This is a genomic window from Rarobacter faecitabidus, from assembly GCF_006716265.1.
Taxonomy (GTDB): Bacteria; Actinomycetota; Actinomycetes; order Actinomycetales; family Cellulomonadaceae; genus Rarobacter; species Rarobacter faecitabidus.
Map to the genome: position 1 here is coordinate 807,645 of NZ_VFOS01000001.1, position 23,721 is coordinate 831,365.

General features: G+C 67.4%; 24 protein-coding genes, 1 tRNA gene, 1 other RNA gene and 1 pseudogene. 13 read left to right on the forward strand and 14 right to left on the reverse strand.

Features of this window, described 5'->3' with window-relative positions; translation table 11 throughout:
- Nucleotides 1-57 precede the first annotated feature (57 nt).
- Entirely contained in the window at nt 58-1,260 is a 1,203-nt protein-coding gene (locus FB461_RS03610) for an MFS transporter (protein WP_142119048.1), read from the reverse strand.
- A gap of 38 nt (nt 1,261-1,298) precedes the next feature.
- On the opposite strand from FB461_RS03610, the gene FB461_RS03615 reads away from it, so the two are divergent.
- From FB461_RS03615 to FB461_RS03625, 3 genes are all read left to right on the forward strand, one after another.
- Entirely contained in the window at nt 1,299-1,874 is a 576-nt protein-coding gene (locus FB461_RS03615; RefSeq protein ID WP_211349829.1) for a sugar O-acetyltransferase, read from the forward strand.
- Complete coding sequence (locus tag FB461_RS03620; protein ID WP_142119050.1) at nt 1,874-2,446, forward strand: TetR/AcrR family transcriptional regulator; 573 nt, start codon at nt 1,874-1,876, stop codon at nt 2,444-2,446. Before FB461_RS03615 ends, FB461_RS03620 begins: the two co-directional genes overlap by 1 nt.
- A gap of 165 nt (nt 2,447-2,611) precedes the next feature.
- Entirely contained in the window at nt 2,612-3,223 is a 612-nt protein-coding gene (locus FB461_RS03625) for a MarC family protein (RefSeq protein ID WP_142119052.1), read from the forward strand.
- Between the two features lie 28 nt (nt 3,224-3,251).
- On the opposite strand, the gene FB461_RS03630 is transcribed toward FB461_RS03625, so the two are convergent.
- Complete coding sequence (locus FB461_RS03630; protein WP_142119054.1) at nt 3,252-3,743, reverse strand: VOC family protein; 492 nt, start codon at nt 3,741-3,743, stop codon at nt 3,252-3,254.
- Between the two features lie 77 nt (nt 3,744-3,820).
- Here FB461_RS03630 and FB461_RS03635 point away from each other — a divergent pair, with 77 nt between their 5' ends.
- Nucleotides 3,821-4,645 (forward strand): helix-turn-helix transcriptional regulator, encoded by an 825-nt coding sequence (locus FB461_RS03635; protein ID WP_246045995.1) that lies wholly within the window; start codon nt 3,821-3,823, stop codon nt 4,643-4,645.
- Here the strand turns inward: FB461_RS03635 and FB461_RS03640 are convergent.
- Together FB461_RS03640 and FB461_RS03645 are read right to left on the reverse strand one after the other, a co-directional pair.
- Entirely contained in the window at nt 4,590-4,892 is a 303-nt protein-coding gene (locus FB461_RS03640) for a BREX system Lon protease-like protein BrxL (RefSeq protein WP_342776122.1), read from the reverse strand. The two genes, FB461_RS03635 and FB461_RS03640, sit on opposite strands and share 56 nt — an antisense overlap.
- Complete coding sequence (locus tag FB461_RS03645) at nt 4,889-5,572, reverse strand: Crp/Fnr family transcriptional regulator (protein ID WP_075891835.1); 684 nt, start codon at nt 5,570-5,572, stop codon at nt 4,889-4,891. The genes FB461_RS03640 and FB461_RS03645 overlap by 4 nt, the downstream gene beginning before the upstream one ends.
- Before the next feature lie 164 nt (nt 5,573-5,736).
- Between FB461_RS03645 and FB461_RS03650 the strand changes: the two genes are divergently transcribed.
- The 3 genes and pseudogenes from FB461_RS03650 to FB461_RS12255 form a co-directional block, all read left to right on the forward strand.
- A complete protein-coding gene (locus FB461_RS03650) occupies nt 5,737-5,970 on the forward strand; it encodes a heavy-metal-associated domain-containing protein (RefSeq protein ID WP_005053944.1) in 234 nt (77 codons plus the stop codon).
- Between the two features lie 91 nt (nt 5,971-6,061).
- Nucleotides 6,062-8,062, forward strand: coding sequence for a heavy metal translocating P-type ATPase (locus FB461_RS03655; protein ID WP_142119058.1), 2,001 nt, complete (start codon nt 6,062-6,064; stop codon nt 8,060-8,062).
- Nucleotides 8,063-8,184: 122 nt separating this feature from the next.
- Nucleotides 8,185-8,343: pseudogene (locus FB461_RS12255) on the forward strand (cupin domain-containing protein); the annotation flags it as partial.
- A gap of 62 nt (nt 8,344-8,405) precedes the next feature.
- On the opposite strand, the gene FB461_RS03665 reads toward FB461_RS12255, so the two are convergent.
- The 3 genes from FB461_RS03665 to FB461_RS03675 form a co-directional block, all read right to left on the reverse strand.
- Nucleotides 8,406-8,479, reverse strand: a tRNA-Val gene (locus FB461_RS03665).
- Between the two features lie 63 nt (nt 8,480-8,542).
- Nucleotides 8,543-8,857: an AzlD domain-containing protein gene (locus tag FB461_RS03670; RefSeq protein ID WP_142119061.1), complete on the reverse strand. Its 315-nt coding sequence runs from the start codon at nt 8,855-8,857 to the stop codon at nt 8,543-8,545.
- Entirely contained in the window at nt 8,854-9,651 is a 798-nt protein-coding gene (locus tag FB461_RS03675; RefSeq protein ID WP_142119063.1) for an AzlC family ABC transporter permease, read from the reverse strand. Before FB461_RS03675 ends, FB461_RS03670 begins: the two co-directional genes overlap by 4 nt.
- 70 nt (nt 9,652-9,721) lie before the next feature.
- On the opposite strand from FB461_RS03675, the gene FB461_RS03680 reads away from it, so the two are divergent.
- A complete protein-coding gene (locus FB461_RS03680; protein ID WP_211349860.1) occupies nt 9,722-10,870 on the forward strand; it encodes a Nif3-like dinuclear metal center hexameric protein in 1,149 nt (382 codons plus the stop codon).
- A gap of 30 nt (nt 10,871-10,900) precedes the next feature.
- Nucleotides 10,901-11,638, forward strand: coding sequence for a zinc ribbon domain-containing protein (locus FB461_RS03685; RefSeq protein WP_142119068.1), 738 nt, complete (start codon nt 10,901-10,903; stop codon nt 11,636-11,638).
- A 6-nt stretch (nt 11,639-11,644) separates the two neighbouring features.
- Here FB461_RS03685 and FB461_RS03690 read toward each other — a convergent pair whose 3' ends face one another.
- From FB461_RS03690 to map, 5 genes are all read right to left on the reverse strand, one after another.
- Nucleotides 11,645-12,433, reverse strand: a complete 789-nt coding sequence (locus FB461_RS03690; RefSeq protein WP_170222598.1) for a YaaA family protein — start codon at nt 12,431-12,433, stop codon at nt 11,645-11,647.
- 79 nt (nt 12,434-12,512) lie between these two features.
- Nucleotides 12,513-12,941: an STAS domain-containing protein gene (locus tag FB461_RS03695; RefSeq protein ID WP_142119072.1), complete on the reverse strand. Its 429-nt coding sequence runs from the start codon at nt 12,939-12,941 to the stop codon at nt 12,513-12,515.
- Nucleotides 12,942-13,181: 240 nt separating this feature from the next.
- Nucleotides 13,182-13,558: RNase P RNA component class A (gene rnpB / locus FB461_RS03700), an RNA gene on the reverse strand.
- Between the two features lie 47 nt (nt 13,559-13,605).
- Nucleotides 13,606-14,400, reverse strand: a complete 795-nt coding sequence (gene ppgK, locus FB461_RS03705; protein ID WP_142119074.1) for a polyphosphate--glucose phosphotransferase — start codon at nt 14,398-14,400, stop codon at nt 13,606-13,608.
- Nucleotides 14,397-15,272 (reverse strand): type I methionyl aminopeptidase, encoded by an 876-nt coding sequence (map, locus tag FB461_RS03710; RefSeq protein ID WP_142119076.1) that lies wholly within the window; start codon nt 15,270-15,272, stop codon nt 14,397-14,399. The genes ppgK and map overlap by 4 nt, the downstream gene beginning before the upstream one ends.
- 503 nt (nt 15,273-15,775) lie before the next feature.
- Here map and FB461_RS03715 point away from each other — a divergent pair.
- Nucleotides 15,776-15,976 carry a hypothetical protein gene (locus FB461_RS03715; protein ID WP_142119078.1) on the forward strand — a complete coding sequence of 67 codons (201 nt, stop codon included), beginning with the start codon at nt 15,776-15,778 and terminating at the stop codon, nt 15,974-15,976.
- A 138-nt stretch (nt 15,977-16,114) separates the two neighbouring features.
- Here the strand turns inward: FB461_RS03715 and panB are convergent, their stop codons facing one another.
- Both panB and FB461_RS03725 read right to left on the reverse strand, forming a co-directional pair.
- Nucleotides 16,115-16,933 carry a 3-methyl-2-oxobutanoate hydroxymethyltransferase gene (gene panB, locus FB461_RS03720; protein ID WP_142119080.1) on the reverse strand — a complete coding sequence of 273 codons (819 nt, stop codon included), beginning with the start codon at nt 16,931-16,933 and terminating at the stop codon, nt 16,115-16,117.
- A 51-nt stretch (nt 16,934-16,984) separates the two neighbouring features.
- A complete protein-coding gene (locus FB461_RS03725) occupies nt 16,985-18,643 on the reverse strand; it encodes an NAD+ synthase (protein WP_142119082.1) in 1,659 nt (552 codons plus the stop codon).
- Nucleotides 18,644-18,819: 176 nt separating this feature from the next.
- Here FB461_RS03725 and FB461_RS03730 point away from each other — a divergent pair, with 176 nt between their 5' ends.
- From FB461_RS03730 to FB461_RS03740, 3 genes are all read left to right on the forward strand, one after another.
- The gene (locus FB461_RS03730; protein WP_142119084.1) at nt 18,820-19,200 is read left to right on the forward strand and encodes a cupin domain-containing protein; all 381 of its coding nucleotides are present in this window, start codon (nt 18,820-18,822) and stop codon (nt 19,198-19,200) included.
- Between the two features lie 117 nt (nt 19,201-19,317).
- Nucleotides 19,318-20,655 carry a type I glutamate--ammonia ligase gene (gene glnA, locus FB461_RS03735; protein WP_142119086.1) on the forward strand — a complete coding sequence of 446 codons (1,338 nt, stop codon included), beginning with the start codon at nt 19,318-19,320 and terminating at the stop codon, nt 20,653-20,655.
- 3 nt (nt 20,656-20,658) lie between these two features.
- The gene (locus tag FB461_RS03740) at nt 20,659-23,709 is read left to right on the forward strand and encodes a bifunctional [glutamine synthetase] adenylyltransferase/[glutamine synthetase]-adenylyl-L-tyrosine phosphorylase (RefSeq protein WP_142119088.1); all 3,051 of its coding nucleotides are present in this window, start codon (nt 20,659-20,661) and stop codon (nt 23,707-23,709) included.
- The last annotated feature ends 12 nt before the right edge of the window (nt 23,710-23,721 follow it).

The window sequence follows — 23,721 nt, forward strand, 5'->3', positions numbered from 1 at the left end:
TCTACGTCGCGGCGTGGGGGCCGTCCTGGGATTTTTGCTGCGGTGGGGAAATGTTCGCTATCGGCGTTTTGCGCGGAGCACCCCGGCGAGCAGGATGACGACGATTCCTGCGGCGGGGACGGTCAGCAGTCCCGCGCGAAGCCCGGCGTTGTCGGCGATCAGTCCGACGAGCGGCGGCGAGATGAGGAAGCCGAGCCGCATCAGCCAGGACAGCACGGTCAGGCCGGTTCCGGGGCGCAGTCCGGGGAGTTCGTCGGCCTCGTGCATGGCGGCGGGGACGAGAGTGGCGACCCCGAATCCGGCCGACGCGAACCCGAGAATCGTGCCGAGCAGGGATGGGAAGGCGAGCGCGCTGCCCATTCCGGCGAGAACGATCAGGCCGCCGGTCCGGGCGACGGTGCGGGCGCCGAAGCGATCGACCATGCGGTCACCGAGGAGTCGGCCGATGAACTGAGCGCCCGTCAGGGCGATGTAGCCGAGGGCGGCGATGCTCGCCACCGCACCGAGGTCGTTGGATAGGTAGAGCGCTGCCCAGGAGTTGCCCGCGTCCTCGACCATCGTGGCGACCACCGCGATGAGGACGAGCGCCGCCATGGTCACGGCGATGGGGCGGCCCGCGGCGCGGGCAATGGTTTGGCCGACTTTTTCGGACGAGCCCTCCGTCGCTGCAGCGCTGTCCGGGCCGGTGAGGCAGAAGCGCAGCGCGATGATCGCGACGACGGTGAAGACGACGGCGGAGATGGTCAGGTGAATCCACAGTTTCAGGTGGAGGGCGATGGCTCCGGCCGCCATGGCGCCGCCGGTGACGGCGCCGATGGACCAGACCGCGTGGAAGGAGTTGAGGATTGAGCGGCCGTACAGGCGCTGGACGCGCAGGCCGTGCGCGTTCTGGGCCACGTCGGTGATGGCGTCCATGGCGCCTCCCACGAACAGACCGAGGGCGAAGACCGCGAAGGAAGGGGCGACGCCCGCAAGTAGCACACCGAGACCCGTGAGGATCGTGCCGCCTACCGCGACCTTGGCTGAGCCGAATCGGCGGATGAGGGCGCCGGCCGTGAGTCCGGCGACCATCGCGCCCACCGGGAACGCGGCAACGGCGATGCCGAAACTGGTGTTGGACAGGTCGAGGCTCGCCTTGATCTCCGGATAGCGCGGGAGCAGGTTGGCGAACAGTGCGCCGTTGGTGAAGAACAAGGCGGCTACTGCGGCGCGCGCGCGGCGGCTCTGCTGGTCGGGGAAGGAGCGGGTCGGGCGGGTCATGAGTACGATCGTACATGTGATTGTGTACGATCGTACTCATGGACGAGATGAGCCGCGATAACAGGAGCAATCTGGAGAGGTTGCTCGCGGGCGAGACGTACCGCGGGGGAGACCCGGAGGTGGACGTACGGATTTTGCGCGCCGCTCGACTGGCCGAGGCGTACGTAGAGGCGTGGCTGGCGGATCCGGCGGCCTCCGTGGCTACCCTGCGAGAACTGCTGGGGCACGTGGGCGATGGCGTTGTGGTCCGCCCGCCGATCACCGTGGATCTGGGGGAGCGCATCACCGTTGGGGATGGGACGTTCATCAACTTCGGGTTGATGGCCCTCGACATCGCGCCGATCACGATCGGGAAGGCGTGCCAGATCGGCCCGAACGTGCAATTGCTCACGCCGGTTCATCCGATCGAGCCCGAGCCGCGCCGGGCCGGATACGAGAGCGCCGCGCCGATCACGCTGCACGACAACGTGTGGCTCGGCGGGGGAGTCATCGTGTGCCCGGGAGTGACGATCGGGGAGAACTCGGTGGTCGGAGCCGGATCCGTGGTCACGAGGGACATCCCCGCGAACGTGGTCGCCGTCGGCAATCCCGCGCGCGTGATCCGGAGTATCTGATGGGTGCGTCGGAGCGGAATCCAGAGCACGTTCCGAACCCGCGCTACGACCCTGACCGGCGGGAGAAGATCATCGCCGCCTGCCTCGATGTGATCGCCGCGCGTGGCGTGGACGGCACCTCGGCGCGGCGCGTGGCCGCCCAGGCGGGCGTGCCGCTCGGTTCCATCACCTACCACTTCGACAGCATGGAGGCCCTGCTACATCAGTCGTTCCGGCGGTTCACGGACATCGTCGCCGACCGGTTCGAGCGGCGGATGAAGGCCGCCGCCGATTCGCGCGAGGCGCGCGCCGCGATCGAGGCGATCATCAACGAGGACGTGCTCGGGAACGATCGCGACCTCGTTCTGACCACCGAGCTCTACGCGGTCGCCGCGCGGAACGCCGTCTTCCGCGACCTCACTGCCCGCTGGATGCTGCGCAGCCGGGTCGCGCTCGAGAAGCACTTCGATCCGCTGACCGTGCGGGTGCTCGACGCGACGATCGAGGGACTGACCCTGCACCGGGCGCTCGACGTCGAGCCCCAGCCCCGCGAGATGGTCGCGGCCGCCCTGGACCGGGTGCTCGGTTCCTGACTTCAGTCCGCCCTCGGGGCGCGTGGGGAGGCGATGACTAGGCGGCAGCTGGAATCGGCCGCGCAGAACTCGTCCAAAATCCGGGGCGCGTCGCCACGGACGCGTGGGGCGGCGCTGCCAACGCCCAAACCTTGCCGCAGCCCGGGAAGGCGCGACAATGGGACGGTGCTCTCGATTTTCCTCGCCTCGATCGCCGCGCTGCTGCCCATCGCGAATCCGCTAGGTGCCGTCGCCGCGTACGCGGGCATGACCGATCGGATGGAGGTTTCCGAGCAGCGCCGGCAGGCGTGGCTGACGGGGATCTACGTCGCGGGGATACTCGTGGTCTTCGCGCTGCTCGGGGCGACCGTGCTGGAGGCGTTCGGGATAAGCATCCCCGCCCTGCAGATCGCCGGCGGACTCGTGGTGATGCACTCGGGCTTTTCCATGATCGTCCTGCGCCCCAAGATCACCGACGCCGAGCAGGCGCACTCGACCACGAAGGAGGACGTCAGCTTCTCGCCCATGGCGCTGCCGCTCATCGCCGGTCCGGGTGCCATCGGCGTGGTCATCGGGCTGGCGGCGCGGCATACGCATTGGGATCAGCGGCTCGGAATCGTCGCGGCCGCCCTCGTCCTGGGCGCTGTCGTGGCCGTGGTCCTGCGGTACGCCACGCCGCTGGTGGACCGGATGGGCGCGACCGGCATAGGGGCACTGACGCGCGTCATGGGCTTCCTCATCCTCGCGATCGGCGTCGAGCTGCTCGTGCACGGCGTGCGTGCCGCGTTCCCGTCGTAACACGCTGGCCGCATCCACCTGCGCGTAGTCACTCGCCCAGCGTGGCCGCCCAGGCGGCGACGCGGCGGGCGCTTTCCTCCTCCGAGATGTCCTCGATGCGGGTCATGATCGACCAGCGGACGCCGAACGGATCGCGGATGCTGGCGTATCGGTCACCGGAAACGAAGTCGGCTACGGGTTCGCGGATGGTCGCACCCGCGGCCTCCGCTGCCGCCACGACGGCGTCCACGTCCGCCACGTATAGACCCAGCGAGTAGCAGTCGTCGTCACCACCGGGGGGAGCGACGAGGCGGTAGTCGGGCATCGGCTCCCCGAGTTGGAGGTGCCCGTGACCGAAGTCGAGCTCGGCGTGTGCGACAACGCCGCCCATCTCGGTCACGTCAACCACGCGCGCGCCGAATACGTCGCGGTAGAAACCGATCGCCTCGCGAGCCCGGGGGATCGCGAGGAACGGAGTGATGCTGCTGGCGCCCTTGGGGATGCCGTGGTCGGTGTGCTCACCGTGCGCTGCGATTGCCATGCGTCCTAACCTACGGCGCTTGGCGGTGGCCTCACTTGGAGATTCGCGACACGTATCGGCCCAATACGATGAAGAGCGTGACGAAGAAGGTCGAGGCGAGCGCGGCGTCGCGCGGGGTGCTGTATCCGGCCCGGCTACCGACCTTCCATCGCGAGCCCGCCGGCCAGGGCCTTGCGGCGTTCGTGCGCTGGTTCTGGATTCCCGAGTGGGACATCGAGCCGGGACGAGCCTCGCGGCAGCACGTGGTGGGTTTCCCCGCCTGCAACCTCGTCGTTGAGAACGGCGTGGCGGGGATTGCCGGTCCGACCACTCGCGCGTCCCATCGGGACTTGTCCGGGAAGGGGTGGGCAGTCGGGGCGCTGTTGCTTCCCGCCGCCGCGGCTGTCCTTGTGGCTGACGTCGCTGCGCTGCGCGACGCGTATCGGCGCGTTGACTACCCGGAGCTGGCCGCCGCCGTCGGGGCGGCGATGAACGACGAAGCACCTCCACCCGAACGCCGCCGCGCGGCCATTTCAGCCTTCACGGATTGGCTGTACGACCGGCTTGGTACGCCCAGCGAGGAAGGATTGCTCGCCAACCGCATGGTCGCGGCCGCCGACGCCGACTCGGCGCTGCTAAGTGTCACCGACTTGGCCGAACATCTGCATGTGTCCGTCCGCACCGTGCAACGCCTGGCCGCCAAGTACGTAGGCCTGCCGCCAGCCGCGTTGATCCGCCGCCGCCGACTCCAAGAGGCCGCCGAACAACTTCGCCAGAATCCGAGCCTGGACCTGGCCGCGCTCGCTCACGAACTCGGCTACGCCGACCATGCCCACCTCACCAATGACTTCCGGACGACACTCGGCTTTACGCCCAGTAAGTACCGGCTGTCGCTACCGGCGGGGGGAGAGCCTGGTCCTTGACGCGCTTGCGTCCTTCGACGGCGAAGCGCAGCAGTTCCTCGATCTCCTCTTGCGTGGCCTCGCCGCCCGGGTAGATGAGCTTCATCAGGCCAGAGAAGGTCTTGTGGATGCCGTCGCGGTCCCGAGTGGAGATGTCGGAGCCGAGCGTGAAGTGCTGCTGGTAGCGGTCGGAGTAGTCGATGTTGCGCAGTGGCCTACATCGCTGCCTTCGACGCGTCTCGGATGCATCCTGACGGTACCGGGCTATCGGGGTGTGGCGACGTGTTCGAGTGCATCAATGTCGAGGATGGAGACGTCTCGGCGTCCGTGGAGTTCGATGATGCCGGAGGTGGAGAGCGCGGCGAGGCGTCGGCTCAGGGTTTCGGGCGTGGTTCCGAGGTAGGCGGCGATGTCTTGTTTCGCCATCGGCAGCCTCACCGTGGGTACGCCTGCTCGCATGCTGCCGGGCAGATCTAGCAGGTAGGCCGCCACGCGGGCGTTGACGTCGCTGGAGGTGACGGCGCCCAGCAGTCGCTCGACTGAGGAGAGCCGGTCGGAGAGTGTCCGCAGCATCCGCTGACTGATGTCGGGGTAGTCGCGGAGCAGGGCCGAGAGGTCGGCGTGGTCGAAGACGCACATCCGACTGTCTTCTAGCGCGACGACGAGGTCGACCGGGCGGTGGCCCGTCAGGAAGGCCCGTTCTCCCACGACATCACCGTCTGTCACCGTTCGCAGAATCTGTTCCTGACCATTGGCCGCCGTGTGGCTGACCTTGAGCTGTCCGCTGTGCATCACCAGCAGACGCGACACCGACTGTCCGGGGGAACAAACAATATCCCCCTTGTGGACGCACACCGGGCGAACGAAGTCGGCGACGTGCAGCTGCTCCTGGCGCGTGAGTCCTTGGAAGATCGGTACGCGAGCTACGCACAGGTCATCCTCAGACATGCCTCAAGCCTACCGGAATCGGCGCGGGCGCCACCGTCCCAGATGCCCCAGGGGGCGCCTCGTACGGTGCCGTCCGGACTTGACCTGGGTCAAGGAGTTCGCAGTGGCGCGAACCTATCGTGAAGGTGTCAATACGGAACACCACCAAGAAAGGGATTCTCACAATGACTACCTCCACCGCCACCCACACCCTTTTGAGGGCCGAGGGATTCTCCTGCCCGTCCTGCGTGGCGAAGATCGAAAAGCAGGTCGGCCGCCTCAAGGGTGTCGAGAACGTCAAGGTCCATTTCGCCTCATCCCGCATTGAGATCGACCACGACGCCGAGCGCGTCTCCGTGGATGACCTCGTGACTGCCGTGGCGAAGGCCGGCTATAAGGCCACTCCTTCAGCCTTCTGAGGCACGCGGGCCCCTGTGGGGTCGCACATTTTTCTCTCATACCCGATCTGCCGGTCCGCTGGCACTCATCGCAGAAAGGTCGTACCCGAAAGTGAACAGGCTCCAGAAATGGGTCTATGGGAACTGGTCGGTCCCCGTCGTGTCCGGCGTACTCATCATCATCTCCTTCGCCGTTCAACGGCTGGCCGAGGGTGCAGCCAACCTCACCATCAGCCCCCAGTGGTGGCTCGATGCCGGCGCCCACGCCACCCATGCCACCGCGGTCTTCACCCTCGCGGATGCCTTCATGGTCGCCGCCGCCGTGGTCGCCGGCTACGGGATCGTGATCAAGGCGGTTCGCGCGCTGATCGCCAAGGTCATCGGCATCGACCTGCTGGTGTCGGTGGCGGCCATCGGCGCGGTCATCATCGGCAACTTCTGGGAGGCCGCGGCGGTCACGTTCCTATTCGCCATCGGACACGCTCTGGAAGCGGCGACCCTGAACAGGACCCGCTCGGCCCTGGCCGAGCTGGTCGCCGTCGCCCCGGATTCCGCCGTCGTTGTGCGCGATGGTGAACAACAGGAGATCCCTGCCGGACAGGTGAGAATGGGCGAGATCGTCCTGGTCAAGAACGGCTCGAAGGTCCCCGTGGACGGCCAGGTCGTCTCCGGCTCCGGCGCCATCGATGAGGCCTCCATCACCGGCGAATCGATCCCGGTGGAGAAATCCAAAGGTGACCAGGTGTTCGCCGGCACTGTCTCCCGCGGCGGCTTCCTGCAAGTGCTGGCCACCGGCATCGGCGCGGATACCACCCTGGCCCGCATCATCCACCGGGTGGAGGAGGCCCAGGACGCCAAGGCCCGCACCCAGGCCTTCATGGACCGCTTCTCCCGCTGGTACACCCCCGCCGTCATGGTGCTGGCACTGGCGGCCGGACTGATCGCTGGTGATGTGGTCCTGGCGTTGACCCTGCTGGTCATCGGCTGCCCCGGCGCCCTGGTGATCTCCATTCCGGTCGCGATCGTGGCAGGCATCGGCCGGGCTGCCCGTAATGGCATCCTGATCAAGGGCGGCGAGTTCCTGGAGACCTCGGCCAAGATCTCGGCGGTCGCCGTGGACAAGACCGGCACCCTCACCGAGGGCCAACCTGTCCTCACCGATGTCGTGGTCCTGGATTCGGCACGGGACCGAGCCGACGTGCTGCGCTGGGCCGCGGCCGCCGAGGCTGGCTCGGAGCACCCGCTGGCCCGTCCCATCCTTCAGACGGCGCGCGATGAGGGGGTGGCCCCCGAGGGGGTCCCCGTCACCGTCACCCCGGTCCCCGGTAAGGGCATCGTGTCCGACGTTGCCGGCCAACGGGTGCTCATCGGCAACCCGCCGCTGCTGGACCAGTACGGCGTTCCCGACGACGGCAGCGCCGCTCGGGCGGCGGAAACGCTGGCCTCCGATGGAAAGACGCCGATGATCGTGGCCGTCGACGACCAGGTGATCGGCGTCGTCGCCGTGGCCGATCAGATCCGGCAGGACGCCGCCGAGATGGTCGCCCGGCTCCACCGAGCCGGGGTCGAGAAGGTGGTCATGCTCACCGGTGACACCCGACTGGTGGCCGAAGCCGTCGGGAAGGCCACCGGGATCGACGAGATCCACGCCTCCCTGCTCCCCGAAGACAAGCTGGACGTGGTCGCACAGTTGCAACGCCAGGGCCACACGATTGCCATGGTCGGGGACGGTGTCAACGACGCCCCCGCTTTGGCCACCGCGAACATCGGCGTGGCAATGGGCGCGGCCGGTTCAGCCGTGGCCGTGGAGACCGCGGACATCGCCCTGATGGGCGACAACCTGCTCAAACTGCCCGAAGCCATCGGTCTGGCCAAGCGGACCGTGTCCGTGATGCGGCAGAACATCGCGATCGCCCTGATCACCGTGGTGCTGCTGCTGGCCGGTGTTTTCGCCGGCGGGGTGACCATGTCCGTCGGCATGCTCGTCCACGAAGCCTCCGTACTGGTCGTCATCATCAACGCAATGCGACTGCTACGGAAGAGCCGCGGTTCGACCACGAGGCCACCGGCCGAGAGGACCACGGAGAAAGGGGCACAGCAGGTAACCGCCTGACATCCAAATCCGCACCGGGGCCCTGGGGCCCGCACGCCTCCGGATCATCCCGAGGACGGATAAGCACGAAAACTCAGACAGCGAGATAGAGACAGCCATACAGGAAGCAGAGGAGATCAGCCATGACCGAGAAGAACTTCACCCTTGGAGACAACGTCGAGCACTTTACTATTGCGGACGTCGCCCGGGACAATCCGGACTTCCGGAAGGTGCTGTGGACCGGCGAACACGCCCAGATCGTCGTCATGACGATTCCGCCCGGTGGTGAGATCGGGGACGAGGAACAAGGCCCGAACCTCGGCCAGCGCTTCCGTTGGCAAGGGTTCGAGCCTTGTGCGTGGGGTGGGCCCAGAGGGACTCGAACCCCCGACATCCACGGTGTAAACGTGGCGCTCTAGCCAACTGAGCTATAGGCCCTTGCAACAAGGCCTACCTAGAGTACATGCTCACCTGGGCCGCCGGAAAATCGCGCACACCGCGTCAGGACGCCCATCCCACGGCCCGCAGGAGCGCGGCGGTCAGAGCGGCAGCCACGACCACGGCGAGGAACGGGGCCTTGAACCACAGCATGACGGCGGCGACCCCGACCGCGGGCACGCGCGCGTCAACAACGACGGATTGCCCGTCGCCGAGGGTCTGCACGGCCACGAGCGCCGCCAGCAGCGCCACCGTGAGCAGATCGGTGATGCGCGACGCCCGCGGGTCGTCCAGCATTCGCCGGGGGACCAGGTAGCCCGCCAGTTTGAGAGCGGCGCAGATGAGCGAAGCGATGATGATGGCGTGCCAGAGTGTCACGGGCGCGCCTCCGGGTCGGGCCAGGAAGGGAGAACACCCGAGCCTGGGGAGCCATCCGCGCCCCCAGAAGACGGCAGGCCGCCAGTCCGCCCCGGCATCCCAGAGGTTCCAAACCAGTTCCACCAGCCCACGATGATCGCGACGACGGCGGCAACGAGCACGGGAAGCCCTGGAGTCATCACGGGCGTCAGGCACGTGGCGATAACAGCGGCCGCGACACCGACCGCGATGGCCTGCCGCTCGCGCAGGCGAGGCCACAGCAACCCCAGGAAGGCGGCGGCCGCCGCGGCGTCGAGCCCGTACCTGTCGGTGCCGCCAAGCACATCGCCGATCAGCGCGCCGATGAGCGTAGTCAGGTTCCACCCCAGGAACACGCCGATTCCCGTGAGCCAGAATCCTGTCTTGCGCGCTCGCGGTGACCTCTGCGCGAGCGAGACTGCGACGGACTCGTCGATAGTGACCTGCGCGGCGGCGAGCGTGAGCGGCCAGCGCCCGCCCACGACGGGCTTCATCCGGATCGCGTATGCCACATTGCGAGCCCCCAGCAGAGAAGCGGACGCGACCGCCGCCGGTAGCGCGCCGAGCCCACCACCAGCGACCACGCCGATGAATGCGAACTGCGACCCGCCGGTGAACATCACGGCGCTCAGGACGCACGTCTGCCACACATTCAGTCCGGCGGCAACGGCAAGCGCGCCGAATCCGACGCCGTATGCACTCGTAGCGAGGGCAACCGACCAGGCGATCCGTTTGGCGGCAGCGACTTCGTCACTATCAGTTCGCTCCGGATCCATCCCATCATTTTGCTCTCTTGCGCGCACACGTCAAAGCGCCGCCTGCACTAAGGTCGGATACGTGAGCGAAATGCGGTTGAGCGACGTCATTGCACGCCTGGACGAATGGTTCCCGCGGGCGCTGGCGGAACCCTGGGATTCCGTGGGCTTGATCGTCGGGGATCCCGACCGGCCCGTGCGCAGAATCCTCCTCGCGCTCGACCCGGTTCGGTCAGTTGTGGACGAGGCCTCTGACTGGTCCGCAGACCTGATCATCACGCATCACCCCCTGTTCCTGAAGCCCGTGCATCAGCTCAGCACCGAGACCTTCAAGGGAGCCATCGTCCACCGCCTGATCGCAGCGCAATGCGCCCTCTTCAATGCGCACACGAACGCGGATCGCGCCGCCGACGGCGTCGCTCACGCGCTCACCAAGCGACTCGGGCTGATCGATTCGACCCCGCTTGCCGCGGCCCAGCAGCCGCCGCGCGATAAGTACGTCGTCTTCTCGCCGCTGGATGCCACCGACGGCATACAGGCGGCCATGTCCGCGGCGGGCGCCGGGCGGATCGGGGAATACTCGTCCTGCGCCTGGCGCACCGAGGGGGAGGGCACCTTCACCGCGTCGAAGGACGCCAACCCGACCATCGGCGAGCCGGGGCAGAAGACGACCGTGCGCGAGCACCGCCTCGAAATGGTGGCGCCCCGCTCCGCGCGGGCCGCGGTCACAACAGCGCTGCGCGCCGCGCATCCGTACGAGGAACCCGCCTACGAGGTCACCGAACTAGCCAGCGAACCCAGCGACCTCGGGCTCGGTCGCATGGGACGCCTGCCATCGCCCATGTCGCTGCGCGAGTTCGCCGAGCACGCGGCCCGGGTCCTGCCCGCCACAGCGCAGGGCATTCGCGTGGCCGGCGACTTGGACGCAGTCGTGGAACGAGTGGCGGTCGTGGGTGGATCGGGCGATTCCATGATCGGCGCAGCGCGCGCTGCCGGCGCCGACGTGTACCTGACGTCGGACCTGCGCCACCACCCCGTATCCGAGGCGCGCGAGGAGGCAATGCTGGGCGACGGTCGTCCCTTCCTCGTCGACACGGCGCACTTCGCCAGCGAATCGGTGTGGCTGGACGATCTTGCGCAAAAACTGACCGCGATCCCAAGTGCCCGGCTGGAGGTTCGCATCGCGCGAGAGTCCACAGACCCCTGGACCGCGCACTTTCCCTCGGTGACCACCGGGTAGTCTGTTCACACGCGACGAAAGGCACCAACGATGGCAACTGCACCTGTGGCCGACCAGCAGGCACTCCTGGGCGTTCAGGCACTCGACACCAGAGCGCAACAGCTCTTCCACCGTCGCCGAACGCTTCCGGTCCACAAGCAGATCGCCGCGCTCGATGCGCAACTTGCGGAGCTGGAGCGAAGCCTGGTCGCGGCGCGCACCGAGGTCTCGGATTCCCGTGCGGCGCTCACCAAGGCGGAGGCCGACGTCGCCCAGGTGCGGGACCGCTCCGCCCGCGACCAGGGCCTGCTCGACGGGGGTGCCGTTACCCCCAAGGATGCCCAGGCGCTCCTCTCGGAGATCGAATCACTGGCGGCGCGGCAAGCCAAACTCGAGGAGATCGAGCTCGAGGCGATGGAGACCCTTGAGGGCCACGAGGCAGTCCTCGCCGAACTCGAACAGCAGCGCTCTGCATTGGACGCCGAGCGGGTTGCCGCCGTTGCCGTGCGCGACCAAGAGGTCGCCGAGATCGACGCTGAGCGCAAGCAGGTCGCGGTCGATCGTCGCGGTGCCATCGAGGGCATCGATGCCAGCCTGATGATCGAGTACGAGAAACTGCGCGATCAACTCGGCGGCCTCGGCGCGGCGCGGCTCGAGGGGCGCATGTGCAGCGGCTGCCGTATTCAGCTCGGTCCCGTGGACCTAAGCCACATCAATGCCGCCGCCCCGGATGCCGTGGTCCACTGCGAGGAGTGCGGGCGCATCCTCGTCCGCCCGCTCGACTCCTAGCACTCCCTACTTGGCGAGCACGTAGGTTAGACGACCCCGCGATTCGGTTGTCCACTCGAATTCGACATTGTGGACGAGTTCTCCAGTGGGCAGTCGGCCGACGTGGATCCCGGCGCTGGCAGCGGCATCGCAGAGCTCGTCCACACTGCCCGGGAGCGGACCACCGGAGCGAGCCAGCGCGCCGGTCAGCACCCCGCGCAAATACTTCGCGTGGTGGGTCACGACCGAGCGCCCCGATGGTGTCTCGCGGACTACCCGGATCTCCACCCACAGCGCGCCGGCGGGCGGGCTCCACATCGCCCCGTAGGAGTGCGAGCGGCAGTCGATGACGATTTCGCCGTCAGTCACCGCCGAGTCCAGCGCCGCGAGGTGCCCGTTCCACCACCGGCCCAGCGGACCGATTCCGGGCAGGTTCACGCCACCCGATAGCCGATACGGCGGAATGCGATCACCCGGACGGGTGATGCCCCACAAGCCGGAGAAGACCAGGATGTCCAGGCCCGCGGGCAACACCACCGGGAGCCTGGCGGCATCGAACAGGACGCCGGTATAGATGTCGCGGCTCGTCGCGGTTGCCGCGGTTGCTAGGTCGAGGTTGGCGCGGATCTGCGCCGTAAGGTTCGGGCTCACCTTGAGCACCTCGGGGGCATCGCGTCGCTTCGACGCATTGGCCAGCGCCGCCATGACCTTGCGGCGGGGCGCGGTGAGTTCGGGGACTGCCAGGGATGACAGTTCGAGCCGCGCGCCGGATTCGGGAACCGCCTTGGTCTCGGAGGGCGGGAGCAGGATGAGCACCGAACCACGGTAGCCCACTGTCGCGGTGGTACCCGAGTCCGGAGTCGTACCGGGGCGCGCGAGGCCCTATTGAGGTTGGCTAAGCGATGACGAACTTGTCGATGATCCCGAGATCACCGAGCGTTGCGAGGACTGTCGTGGGCGCTCCGCGCAGAATGATCGGCTGATGGCCCTCGTCCTCGACGGCGGCGAGTTGATAGACGAAAGCGATGCCGGTCTCATCGATGCCGGTGACGTCCTGCATCTCGATGATGAGCGGATACGTCGACATGGCAACCTGCAGGAGGACCGCGCTTGCCTGCTCACGGAGCGTGACGTTGATGTCGCCGGAGAGCCGGACGAGTCGCGCCTGACCCTCGTCGGAAAGAGTGATGCTTCCTGACCCGCTCGGGGTTGCGGACGCTGTGCTGCTCGTGTGGAGTAGCTGAGTCTCCAGGCTCGCGGCTGTGCGAGTCGTCTCGGTGACCGCCACCCTGTCATGCCCACGGCCCGTCTTCGGTGTGTTCATGACCTAACCTTGACACTCGTTGCTGGAAAAAGGGTGAGAAGTGGGCATGTGTCTCATTATTCGGCAACTCCACGCAAAGTTAGGCGGGCATGAAGCACGCTTCCACGCGCCGAAGCGTTTAGGTAGTGTAATGAAGGCGTCAAAGAGTTAAAGGATGCGCGAACGCCTGCGAGCACACCAGGACGCTCGGGTCGGGGGGCGCGGCAGGATCGCAGGCTCGCCAGCCTGAGGCAGGGGGTGCGGATGAGTTGACCTATACGCCGGGTTCTGTCTCCACCGACCGTTGCCGGTCGGTGGGAGGCGACCATCCATCTAGGGGCGTCGTTGCCGGCGCCCTCGAGCGATCTACCCGGATGCTCAGGCGAGCCGCCTTGATACGCATCCTGTCTGATCTTGCTCCCGGTGGGGTTTACCTAGCCGCACTGGTCACCCAGTGCGCTGGTGGTCTCTTACACCACCCTTTCACCCTTACTGCCGAAGCGAACTCCGGCAGCGGTCTACTCTCTGTGGCACTTGCCCGCGGGTCACCCCGGGTGGGCGTTACCCACCACCGTGCCCTGTGGAGCCCGGACGTTCCTCGGCGGGCCGAGGCCCGTCGCGGCCGCCCAGTCAACTCATCCGCCCTGACAGTGTAGTCGCAGCGGGCAAGAAGTGGGGAAGCGCGTCAGGAGATGTGCCCGGCGGCCCAGGCCGCTGCGCCGGCGATGCCCGCATTGTTGCGTAGCGCGGCGGGGATGATCGGGCACGAGATGTCGCGCAGCAGCGGCAGCCACTTCTCGTGAGCCTTGGAGACGCCACCCCCGACCACGATCAAATCGGGGGACAGGAGCATGTCCACCATGGAGAAGTACTGCTGCAGAGGGCCGGTGGCCCACTCGTCCCAATCCAGGCCGTTGCGTTCGCGCGAGACCGCCGAGGCCTCCTTCTCGGAGTCGCCGCCGTTCATCTCCAGGTGCCCGAATTCGGTGTTGGGGACCAGCACGTCGTTCATGATCAGCGCAGAGCCGATGCCGGTGCCGAGGGTGAGCACCAGGATCGTCCCATCCTCGTCCTTGGCCGCGCCGTATAGCGCCTCGCCATAGCCGGCCGCATCCGCATCGTTCAGCACGGAGACGCTACGGCCCACGGCCTGGGAGACGACGTCCTCGAGGTTGACGCCCTTCCACGACTTGTCGAGGTTGGCGATGAACTTGATGACGCCGTGCCGGATCGGCGCCGGGAAAGCTACGCCGACCGGCGCTTCCGGGGGGAGATCGAAATGGTCTACCAGCTCGGCGATCACCGAACCGACTGCCTGGGGCGTGGAGTTCTCCGGCGTCGGTATGCGGTGGCGATCAGCCAGGAGGTCACCGCTGGCCAGGTCTACGGGAGCGCCCTTGATGCCGGTGCCGCCTATGTCGATACCGAGTGCAACGGTGGTCGGGGGGATGGCCGGCGAATGTGAAGTGTGGGTGCTCATGGCAGCGTCAGGATCTCCGCTCCGGAATCTGTAACAACAATGGTGTGTTCGAATTGCGCCGTGAGAGCGCGGTCCTTGGTGACGACCGTCCATCCGTCATCCCAGAGTTCCCACGCATCGACGCCAAGGGTAAGCATAGGCTCAATAGTGAAGACCATGCCAGGCACAATTACCGTGGAATATTCCGGTGCCGCATCGTAATGCGGAATGACGAGCCCCGAGTGAAACGCTTCGCCGACGCCGTGTCCCGTGTAGTCGTGGACAGACGAGTACCCGAAACGTTTTGCGTACTTCTCGATCACTCGACCGATGACGTTGACCTCCCGGCCAGGGGCGACGGCCTTGATTCCCCGCATCGTCGCCTCGCGGGTTCGCTCGATTAGGAGCGAAGCCTCTTCGGAGACTTCGCCGACCGCGAAGGTCGCGTTGTTATCGCCGTGCACTCCGTTCTTGTACGCCGTGATGTCGACATTTACGATGTCGCCTTCCGTCAGCGTCGTGGAGTCGGGAATGCCGTGGCAGATGACCTCATTAATCGAGGTGCACAGCGATTTGGGGAAACCTCGATAGCCGAGAGTCGACGGATAGGCTCCGTGGTCGCAGAGGAACTCGTGACCGATGCGGTCGAGCTCATCCGTCGTAACGCCGGGGCGCACGGCCTCTCCTACTACAGCGAGGGCCCGCGCCGCGATCCTGCTCGAGATGCGAATGCGCTCGATCGTGTCCGGGTCGACGACGTCGGGGCCCTCGTAGAGGCGCGGACGCGGCCGCCCCACGTACTCGGGTCGTTCGATCGAGGCGGGGACGGTACGCGCTGGTCCGATTTCTCCAGGGGTCACAGCGGTGCGATTGCCCAGCAGGGATGGCGGCATAATTCAAAGTCTACGAGATGCCAGCGGCAGTCCAGGCCACGGCAACGCGCCGTTGGGAGGTTGCGTTGCCGTGATCGCCGAGGGGGTCCATCACGGGCCCGGCGCCCGGCACGGGGGCCTGCGCTTTCGCCTCGCGCGTTCCGCTTTTGGGGCGCGCGACCGGGTGGCCCTGGTTCGCCCAATTGGGTTTCTCTCCAATAGGCGTCCGCGCCGACCCATCGGTGTAACTTCAGAAGTCACGCGAAAGCGGCAAATGAGACACGATTTGGGAGCGCTGTCACTCCCGCTCACATAGTCCTAGGGAACTCCAGTGTTTGTCCTCCCGAAGGGTCATTCGTCGCCGTTGGCGCAACACAACCCATGCGCGGGAATCCGGCGCGGCGCGTCCGATGCCAGCCCTACGCCTTCCGGGCACGGTCCCTGGGCGGGAGTGCGCATCTCCACTGGTGCAAGCGGCGTTGGGGGTGGAATGATGGGGGCATTCCAACGGACGAGGAGTCGATATGTGTCCCACCACCGCCGATGAGTACTACTTCAACACCTTGACCGGCGAAGTCGAACACGGACAGGTGTCCTCGTGGACGCACCGAATGGGACCGTATCCGACTGAGGAAGCCGCGCGCAACGCATTCGACACGGCCCGCAAGCGCACTCAGAAGTGGGACGAGGACGACGCCCGCTGGGGCGACGAAGACGATGACTGATCCGCGCCGCTGAGGAACCAGCCGCGACACCCATCACGGCGGACTCGGCCGCGCACGCCGCCAAGCCCGTCCCTTTCACCACTGCGACAGCCCTTTCGCACCCGCGCCAGCCCCTTCGCCCCTGGGCCAGCTCGTTCGCTAGCTCTGGTAACCGTGCTCAGGAGCCGGGAACGAGCCGTCGCGCACAGCATCGATGTAGTCGCTGGCTGCGTCGCCTAGAGCCTTGCCGATTTCGGCGAAGCGGCGGGCGAATCGCGGCGACCACTCGCCCATGCCGGCCATATCCGTCCATACGAGAACCTGACCATCGCACGCCGCGCCCGCTCCGATGCCGATCGTGGGGACTTCGAGCTGGGCAGTGACCTGCTCGGCGAGCGGAGCCGGGACCATTTCGAGGACTATCGCCGCGGCACCAGCCCCCTGTAGCGCAAGCGCGTCCGCGAGCAGCTCCTGCGCGCCCGCGCCGCGCCCCTGGACGCGCTTTCCGCCGAATCGGTTCTCCGACTGCGGCGTGAAGCCGAGGTGTCCGATGACCGGTATGCCAGCCTGCGTGAGCGTATGCACCTGCTCGGCTATCCGCCGCCCGCCCTCGATCTTGACCGCATCGGCCCCGGTCTCCTTCATGACGCGCACGGCGGACTCGAAGGCGCGGGTCGCGGAGTCCTCGTACGAGCCGAACGGGAGGTCCACGATCACGAATGCGCGCTTGGCCGCGCGGACGACGGCTCGGGCGGGCGGGATCATCTCGTCGAGGGTGACCGGGATCGTGTTCGCGTGTCCCAGGACGTTATCGCCCAGAGAATCGCCGACCAGGAGCGCATCGACGCCGGCCGCATCGAAAATGCGGGCAGTGATCGAGTCGTAGGCGGTCAGCATCGTGATGCGTCGGCCCTCGTGCTTCGCCTGCGCCAGGTGGTGTACGCGAACGCGCTTGACGGGTGCGGGGGTGTCATTCATCTTTCAGCCTTCTTCGGATTCCGGTGCGATCGGCCCTGGCAGGGCGTCGCGTCATTTCGGTTCGCGCCAGCGCGAGGTGATGGGCAGGCGGCGATCGCGTCCGAACGCCAGGGCCGTGACCTTGGGGCCGAGGGGATACTGGCGGCGCTTCCACTCCGCGCGATCCACGAGGCTCACGACCTTGTCGACGATTGCCTCGTCGTAGCCGCGGGCCAGTAGTTCCCGCCTGCCCTCGGCGTGCTCGATGTAGGCGTCGAGCACCTCGTCCAAAAGCGAATACGGCGGGAGCGAATCCTGATCGACCTGGCCGGGGCGCAACTCCGCCGAGGGCGGTTTGGTGATCGATGATTCGGGGATGGGCGGTATTTCGCCCCGGTCGATGGCGTGATTGTTGCGCCACCGGGCGAGCTCCCACACGAGTGATTTGTCGATGTCTTTCAACGGCGCGTACCCGCCGACCGCGTCGCCGTAGATCGTCGAGTAGCCGGTGGCGAGCTCGGACTTGTTGCCGGTGGCGAGCGTGAGGTGGCCCTCCTGGTTGGAGAGCCCCATCAGGATCATGCCACGGACCCTGGCCTGCAGATTCTCGGCGGCTACTCCGTCCAGGGCGATTTGCCCGTGGAACGCGGTCACGATCGGTTCGATGGGCACGACCCGGTAGTCGGCGCCGAGTCGTTGCGCCAGATCGGAGGCATCGTCCTTGGAGTGCTGGGACGAGTACACCGATGGCATGGAGACGCCGACGACTCCGGAGCCGCCGATGGCATCGGCCGCCATGACCGCAACCAGCGCGGAGTCGATTCCGCCCGATAGGCCGAGCACCACGGAGGCGAAGCCGTTCTTCCGGATGTAGTCGCGCAGACCCAGAGTCGCCGCCCGGTAGACCTCCTCGGCCTCCGTCAGCTCGGCGAAGACGCGAGCCGTGTGCGGAGGTTCCCCGCGGTCCGCGAGTTCCCAGGTGCCGAGGTGCTCCACGAACTGGGGGAGCCGGGCGAGCACCTCGCCATCGGGTGCCACGACAAACGAGTTGCCGTCGAAGACCAGATCGTCCTGCCCGCCCACGAGGTTGACATAGACCACCGGCGCGCCGACCTGTGCCGCGCGGCGGGCGGCGAGCTCGGTGCGGATATGCCCTTTGCCCTGCTCGTACGGGGAGCCGTTGAGGACGATCAGGGCATCCAGGTCGGCGTCCGCGAGCGCCTCGACCGGGCCACCGTTCTGCCAGATGTCCTCGCAGATCGCCAGGCCGAGCCGGCGGCCCTTGATGTCCACCACCGTCGTTTCATTCCCTGCGGCGAAGATACGGAACTCGTCGAAGACCCCGTAGTTGGGCAGGTGGTGCTTGTCGTACTCAGCGATGATCGCGCCACCCTGGAGCGCGACGGCGCGGTTGGTGGGAAGGCGGTTCGGCGCATCCGGGTTGGCCCGTTCCGGGCCGATGGTGCCGATGATGACGACGAGTTCGCCAAGGCCCGCCTCGAGCAGATCGGCGGCGAGTGATTCCACAGCGCTCGCTGCGCCGCGCCGGAACGAAGCGCGCAGCGCGAGATCCTCGATGGGATAGCCGGTGATGGTCATCTCGGGGAAGACCACGAGCTCGGCGCCGGCGCTCGCGGACTTACGTGCCGCCTCGATGATGGCGGCGGCGTTGGCGCTCACATCGCCCACGGTCGTGTCGATCTGTGCGAGCGCGATGCGCAAAGGTGCCATGTCACCAGCCTACCGAGCCGCGGCGGCTGCTGAGACGTTGCCGAGCAGGACTACCCCGAGACCGTCCAGACACTCCCGCCCTCCCTTCAGCGAGGCAACGAGGTGGGGCACTAGTAGGCTCGTGATACGCGCAACGAGGCGCGCGGCACCACGTGTCCGGTCACCAGGAGGTCCCCATGGCCCAGTTGCCCCGAGTAGCGTCGCTGCACCTTGATGCGGCACGGAAATCCGCGATGGGCCGCAGTGCCGAAGTTCTGCTGCACGATGGTCCGCTTCGGCAGTCGATCATTGCACTGACTGCGGGTTCGCGCCTCGCCGACCACAACTCGCCGCCCGCCGCCACCATTCAGGTGATCGAGGGCCGAATTCAGATCAGTTCGGAGTACACGCTCGATGAGGTTCGGGCGGGGCAGCTCACCCTCCTGACGCACGATAGGCACGGGGTCCTGGCCATGGAAGACAGCGTCTTCCTGCTGACGACGGTCACGAGCATCGATGTCGGATCGCACACCGGTGCCGAGAGCCACCGCCGGATGGGCCAGCACCGACTCGAGTGAGTCTTCGCGTGCGTTTTACCTGCGGCCTATAAGGTGGAGTCGGTGGCGAGGCGCGCCACGTGGGCGGACCGGGACGTGTGTTGTCACACGCCGGTCAGGATCAGGCAGGATAGGTACATGGACAGGCAGCAGGAGTTCGTACTTCGCACTATTGAGGAGCGAGACGTCCGCTTCATCAGGCTGTGGTTCACCGACGTGCTCGGAATGCTGAAGTCGGTCGCCATCGCCCCGGCGGAACTCGAATCGGCGTTCGCCGAGGGCATCGGATTCGACGGGTCGGCGATCGAGGGCCTGACGCGCGTGTACGAGGCGGACATGATCGCGCGCCCCGACCCCACGACGTTCCAGATGCTGCCGTGGCGCGGCGAAAGCCAGGGGACCGCGCGCATGTTCTGCGACATCCTGACCCCCGACGGCGAGCCGTCGCTCGCGGACTCGCGCAACGTCCTCAAGCGCGCCCTCGCCAAGGCCGCTGAGATGGGCTTCACGTTCTACACCCACCCCGAGGTCGAGTTCTACCTCTTCGAGCAGCCGGTGTCCGCCGACAAGCCGCCGGTTCCCGTGGACCAGGGCGGCTACTTCGATCACGTGGCCCGCGCAGCGGGACACGACTTCCGCCGCGCGGCGATCACGATGCTCGAATCGATGGGCATCTCCGTGGAGTTCTCTCACCACGAGGCCGGGCCGGGCCAGAACGAGATCGACCTGCGCTACGCCGACGCCCTCACGACCGCGGACAACCTGATGACCTTCCGCACCGTCATCAAGGAGGTCGCCATCGAGCACAACCTGTTCGCGTCCTTCATGCCCAAGCCCATGGCGGCGCACCCGGGTTCGGGCATGCACACGCACCTGTCACTGTTCGAGGGCGACCGGAACGCGTTCCATGAGGCGGGTTCACGCTTCGAGCTCTCGCGCACCGCGCGCCACTTCATCTCAGGGATACTGCACCACGCAGCGGAGATCACCGCGGTCACCAACCAGTACGTCAACTCGTACAAGCGGCTGTGGGGCGGCGCCGAGGCGCCGAGTTACGTCTCGTGGGGTCACAACAACCGCTCCGCCCTCGTGCGCGTGCCGATGTACAAGCCGGGCAAGGGTAACTCGTCCAGGATCGAATACCGGGCGATCGACTCGGCGGCCAACCCCTACCTGGCCTTCGCGCTGCTGCTGACCGCGGGGCTCAAGGGCATCGAGGAGGAATACGACCTCGTCGACCCGACCGAGGACGATGTCGCCGAACTGACGAATGCCGAGCGCGGCGCCCTGGGCTTCAGGCCGCTACCGACCTCGCTCGGCAATTCACTGAACATCATGGAGAACTCCGAGCTCGTCGCCGAAACGCTGGGAGAGCACGTGTTCGAGTACTTCCTGCGCAACAAGCGACAGGAGTGGACGGACTATCGCGCGCAGGTGACGCCGTTCGAACTTCAGCGACTGCTCACAACGCTCTGATCGATGGCGCGGGAACTATCGCTCTCCAGGAAACTACGTCGCGCGGGATTTGACGACACCGCCCGGGCCGAGGGCCTGTGGCACGACGCCACGCTTCAGCGGCTATTCGGTTCGCCGGAGACGGCGGAGCTGTGGCTCGAGGCGCTTAACTCCGCGGCGAGTCCGGACGACGGCCTGCTTACCCTCATCCGGCTCGCGGAGGCGCTCGAGTCGGATGCGGGTGCGCGCGCGGTGTGGGATACGGTCTCGCAGGACGAGTCCGCCCGCGCCCGCGTCTGCGTCATCGCTGGGGGCAGCGGCCCGCTCGCGGACGACCTCGTGCGCAGGCCCCAGCAGATGCTCGTCGCACTGGCGTCCCACGAGCTCGCCATCGGCGCCGACGCCCGCGAGGTGCGCGCCGAGTTGCTCGGGGCGGTCGGGGCGGACCCCGAGGCGGATGTGCCCGTGGCGACGGCGGGGGACTCGTCCACAATCGACGCGATGCGACGCGCCTACCGCCTTCGCCTGACCCGCATCGCGGCCGCGGATCTCACGTCCGAGCAGCCGCTGTCGCTGATGCCCGCGGTCGCCGCCGCCCTTGCCGACCTGGCCGCAGCCGCGCTCGAAGCGTCCCTCGCGATAGCGCGCGCCACCCTCCCCGGCGGCGGAGCCGAGGCGCGGCTCGCCATCATCGGGATGGGCAAGACGGGTGGGCGTGAACTCAACTACGTCTCCGACGTGGACGTCATCTACGTCGTCGAGCCAGCCGACGGCGCCGACGAGGAGAGCGCGATCCAGGTGGGGACCAAGCTTGCGTCCGCAGTCGCCCACGCGTGCGCTGGCTCGTCAGGTGAATCGCCGCTGTGGCCCGTCGATGCCGCCCTGCGCCCCGAGGGAAAGCAAGGGCCGCTGGTGCGAACCCTGTCCTCGCACGTCGCCTACTACGAGCGGTGGGCCAAGACGTGGGAGTTCCAGGCGCTGCTGAAGGCTCGCCCGGTCGCGGGCGATGCCGAGTTGGGTCAGGCGTATCGCGACGCGCTTCAGCCGATGGTGTGGCGGGCCGTCACGCGGGAGAACTTCGTCGAGGACGCACGCGCCATGCGCCGCCGCGTCGAGGACCACGTTCCGCCGCAGGAGGCCGATCGCCAGATCAAACTCGGCAAGGGTGGCCTGCGCGACGTGGAGTTCACCCTCCAACTTCTCCAGTTGGTGCACGGCCGCGCGGACGGGGCGATTCGCAGCGGGAACACGCTCACGGCGCTCGCCGCACTCTCGGCAGGCGGTTACGTCGGCCGCGCCGACGCGAGCCAGCTGTCGGTCTGCTATCGGTTCCTGCGAGTGCTGGAGCACCGCATTCAGCTCGCCCGCCTGCGCCGCACGCACCTCATGCCGACCTCCGAGTCGGACCTACGCAAACTCGCGCGCGCGGCCGGGCTGCGCCAGGAGGGCGCCGAAGGGCTGCAGCAGCGCTGGCTCGCCACTCGCCGCGAGGTGCGTTCGCTCCACGAGGAACTCTTCTACCGCCCGCTGCTGCCCGCCGTCGCCCAGCTCTCGGCGGATGAGGCCGCGCTCAGCCCGGAGGCCGCGAGAGAACGGCTCGGCGCCATCGGCTACCGGGACCCCAAGGGCGCCATGCGGCACATCGAGGCGCTCACCGAGGGAATCAGCCGCCGCGCGTCGATTCAGCGCCAGCTCCTGCCCGTCATGCTCGGCTGGTTCGCCGAGGGCGCCGACCCCGACCGCGGCCTGCTGGCGTTCCGTCGGCTGTCGGACGAGCTTGGCTCCGCCCACTGGTACCTGAAGCTGCTGCGTGACTCGCCGTCGGCGGCCGTCCGCCTCGCCAAGGTGCTGTCGAACTCGCAGTACATGGCCGACCAGTTGTCCCGTTCCCCGGAGACCGTGCACTGGCTCGCCGATGACGATGCCCTACAACCACTGGCGTGGCAGCGACTCGATGGCGAGATCGACGCGGTGCTGCATCGCGCCGATGCCGAGGACAAGGCGATCGACTCGCTGCGCGCCATTCGTCGCCGCGAACTCGCGCGCACCGCGGCGGGTGAACTGCTGGGCGTCGTTGACCCGCCCACGGCGCAGGGAGCGATCGCGCGCGTGACCGACATGGCGCTGCAGGGCGCGCTTCGCATCGCGCTGCGCACGGCCGAACTCGAAGGGGTGTGGGCGGGTCGCCCCGCGCCGGCGACCTTCGCGATCATTGCGATGGGCCGCCTGGGCGGGCTGGAGATGGGCTACGGCTCCGACGCCGACGTCATGTTCGTGTACGAGCCTACCGGCGGTGCTTCCGATGCGGACGCGAACGAGTTCGCCAAGCACATCGCCCAGCGGATCCGCGCCCTACTGGTTGCGCCGGGTCGGGAGCCGTCCCTGCAGGTCGACGCCGACCTTCGCCCGGAGGGGCGTAACGGCCCGCTGGTGCGGTCCTTCGCGTCCTACACCGAGTACTACGACCGGTGGGCGGAGACCTGGGAGCGGCAGGCACTGCTACGCGCCCGGGCAAACGCGGGCGATGATGGCCTGCGCGACCGCTTCATCGCGCTGATCGATCCGCTCCGCTACGCCGAAGGCGGCATCGACGCGGGGCAGGTACGCGAGATCCGCCGGATCAAGGCGCGCGTGGAATCTGAGCGGCTACCGCGGGGTGTCGCTCCACAACGCCATCTGAAGCTCGGTCCCGGCGCGCTGGCGGACGTCGAGTGGACGGCCCAGCTCCTACAGTTGCAGCATGCGGCCGATGTGCCAGCGATGCGCACCACCCACACGCTACGGTCTTTGCAGGCGGCACACGACGCCGGAATTCTCGCGCGCGAGGATGTGGAGTTACTTTCGGATGCCTGGTTGCTGGCTTCGCGGCTGCGCGCCGGGCTGGCCCTGTGGTCCGGGCGGACGAGCGGTGCTGCCCTCGACGTCCTGCCGCTCGATCGCCGCGACCTGACCGGACTGGCTCAGACCATCGGCTTTGGCGGAAACGGCAACGAGCTGGAGGAGCACTATCTGCGCACCGCGCGGCGGGCTCGCTCGGTGATCAACCGGGTGTTCTACGGCATCGAGCCTCAGTAGCGCGGGCTTTGA

What these genes read in the sequence shown, in the direction of transcription:
- map (WP_142119076.1), bottom strand. Translation starts at nt 15,272, where the DNA reads ATGCCGCCATCCCTGCTGGGCAATCGCACCGCTGTGACCCCTGGAGAA.
- FB461_RS03725 (WP_142119082.1), bottom strand. Translation starts at nt 18,643, where the DNA reads ATGGCACCTTTGCGCATCGCGCTCGCACAGATCGACACGACCGTGGGC.
- FB461_RS03630 (WP_142119054.1), bottom strand. Translation starts at nt 3,743, where the DNA reads ATGGCAATCGCAGCGCACGGTGAGCACACCGACCACGGCATCCCCAAG.
- FB461_RS03695 (WP_142119072.1), bottom strand. Translation starts at nt 12,941, where the DNA reads ATGAACACACCGAAGACGGGCCGTGGGCATGACAGGGTGGCGGTCACC.
- FB461_RS03730 (WP_142119084.1), top strand. Translation starts at nt 18,820, where the DNA reads ATGGCCCAGTTGCCCCGAGTAGCGTCGCTGCACCTTGATGCGGCACGG.
- FB461_RS03620 (WP_142119050.1), top strand. Translation starts at nt 1,874, where the DNA reads ATGGGTGCGTCGGAGCGGAATCCAGAGCACGTTCCGAACCCGCGCTAC.
- FB461_RS03680 (WP_211349860.1), top strand. Translation starts at nt 9,722, where the DNA reads ATGCGGTTGAGCGACGTCATTGCACGCCTGGACGAATGGTTCCCGCGG.
- FB461_RS03650 (WP_005053944.1), top strand. Translation starts at nt 5,737, where the DNA reads ATGACTACCTCCACCGCCACCCACACCCTTTTGAGGGCCGAGGGATTC.
- panB (WP_142119080.1), bottom strand. Translation starts at nt 16,933, where the DNA reads ATGAATGACACCCCCGCACCCGTCAAGCGCGTTCGCGTACACCACCTG.
- FB461_RS03740 (WP_142119088.1), top strand. Translation starts at nt 20,659, where the DNA reads ATGGCGCGGGAACTATCGCTCTCCAGGAAACTACGTCGCGCGGGATTT.
- FB461_RS03610 (WP_142119048.1), bottom strand. Translation starts at nt 1,260, where the DNA reads ATGACCCGCCCGACCCGCTCCTTCCCCGACCAGCAGAGCCGCCGCGCG.
- FB461_RS03615 (WP_211349829.1), top strand. Translation starts at nt 1,299, where the DNA reads ATGGACGAGATGAGCCGCGATAACAGGAGCAATCTGGAGAGGTTGCTC.
- FB461_RS03715 (WP_142119078.1), top strand. Translation starts at nt 15,776, where the DNA reads ATGTGTCCCACCACCGCCGATGAGTACTACTTCAACACCTTGACCGGC.
- FB461_RS03685 (WP_142119068.1), top strand. Translation starts at nt 10,901, where the DNA reads ATGGCAACTGCACCTGTGGCCGACCAGCAGGCACTCCTGGGCGTTCAG.
- glnA (WP_142119086.1), top strand. Translation starts at nt 19,318, where the DNA reads ATGGACAGGCAGCAGGAGTTCGTACTTCGCACTATTGAGGAGCGAGAC.
- FB461_RS03645 (WP_075891835.1), bottom strand. Translation starts at nt 5,572, where the DNA reads ATGTCTGAGGATGACCTGTGCGTAGCTCGCGTACCGATCTTCCAAGGA.
- FB461_RS03675 (WP_142119063.1), bottom strand. Translation starts at nt 9,651, where the DNA reads ATGGATCCGGAGCGAACTGATAGTGACGAAGTCGCTGCCGCCAAACGG.
- ppgK (WP_142119074.1), bottom strand. Translation starts at nt 14,400, where the DNA reads ATGAGCACCCACACTTCACATTCGCCGGCCATCCCCCCGACCACCGTT.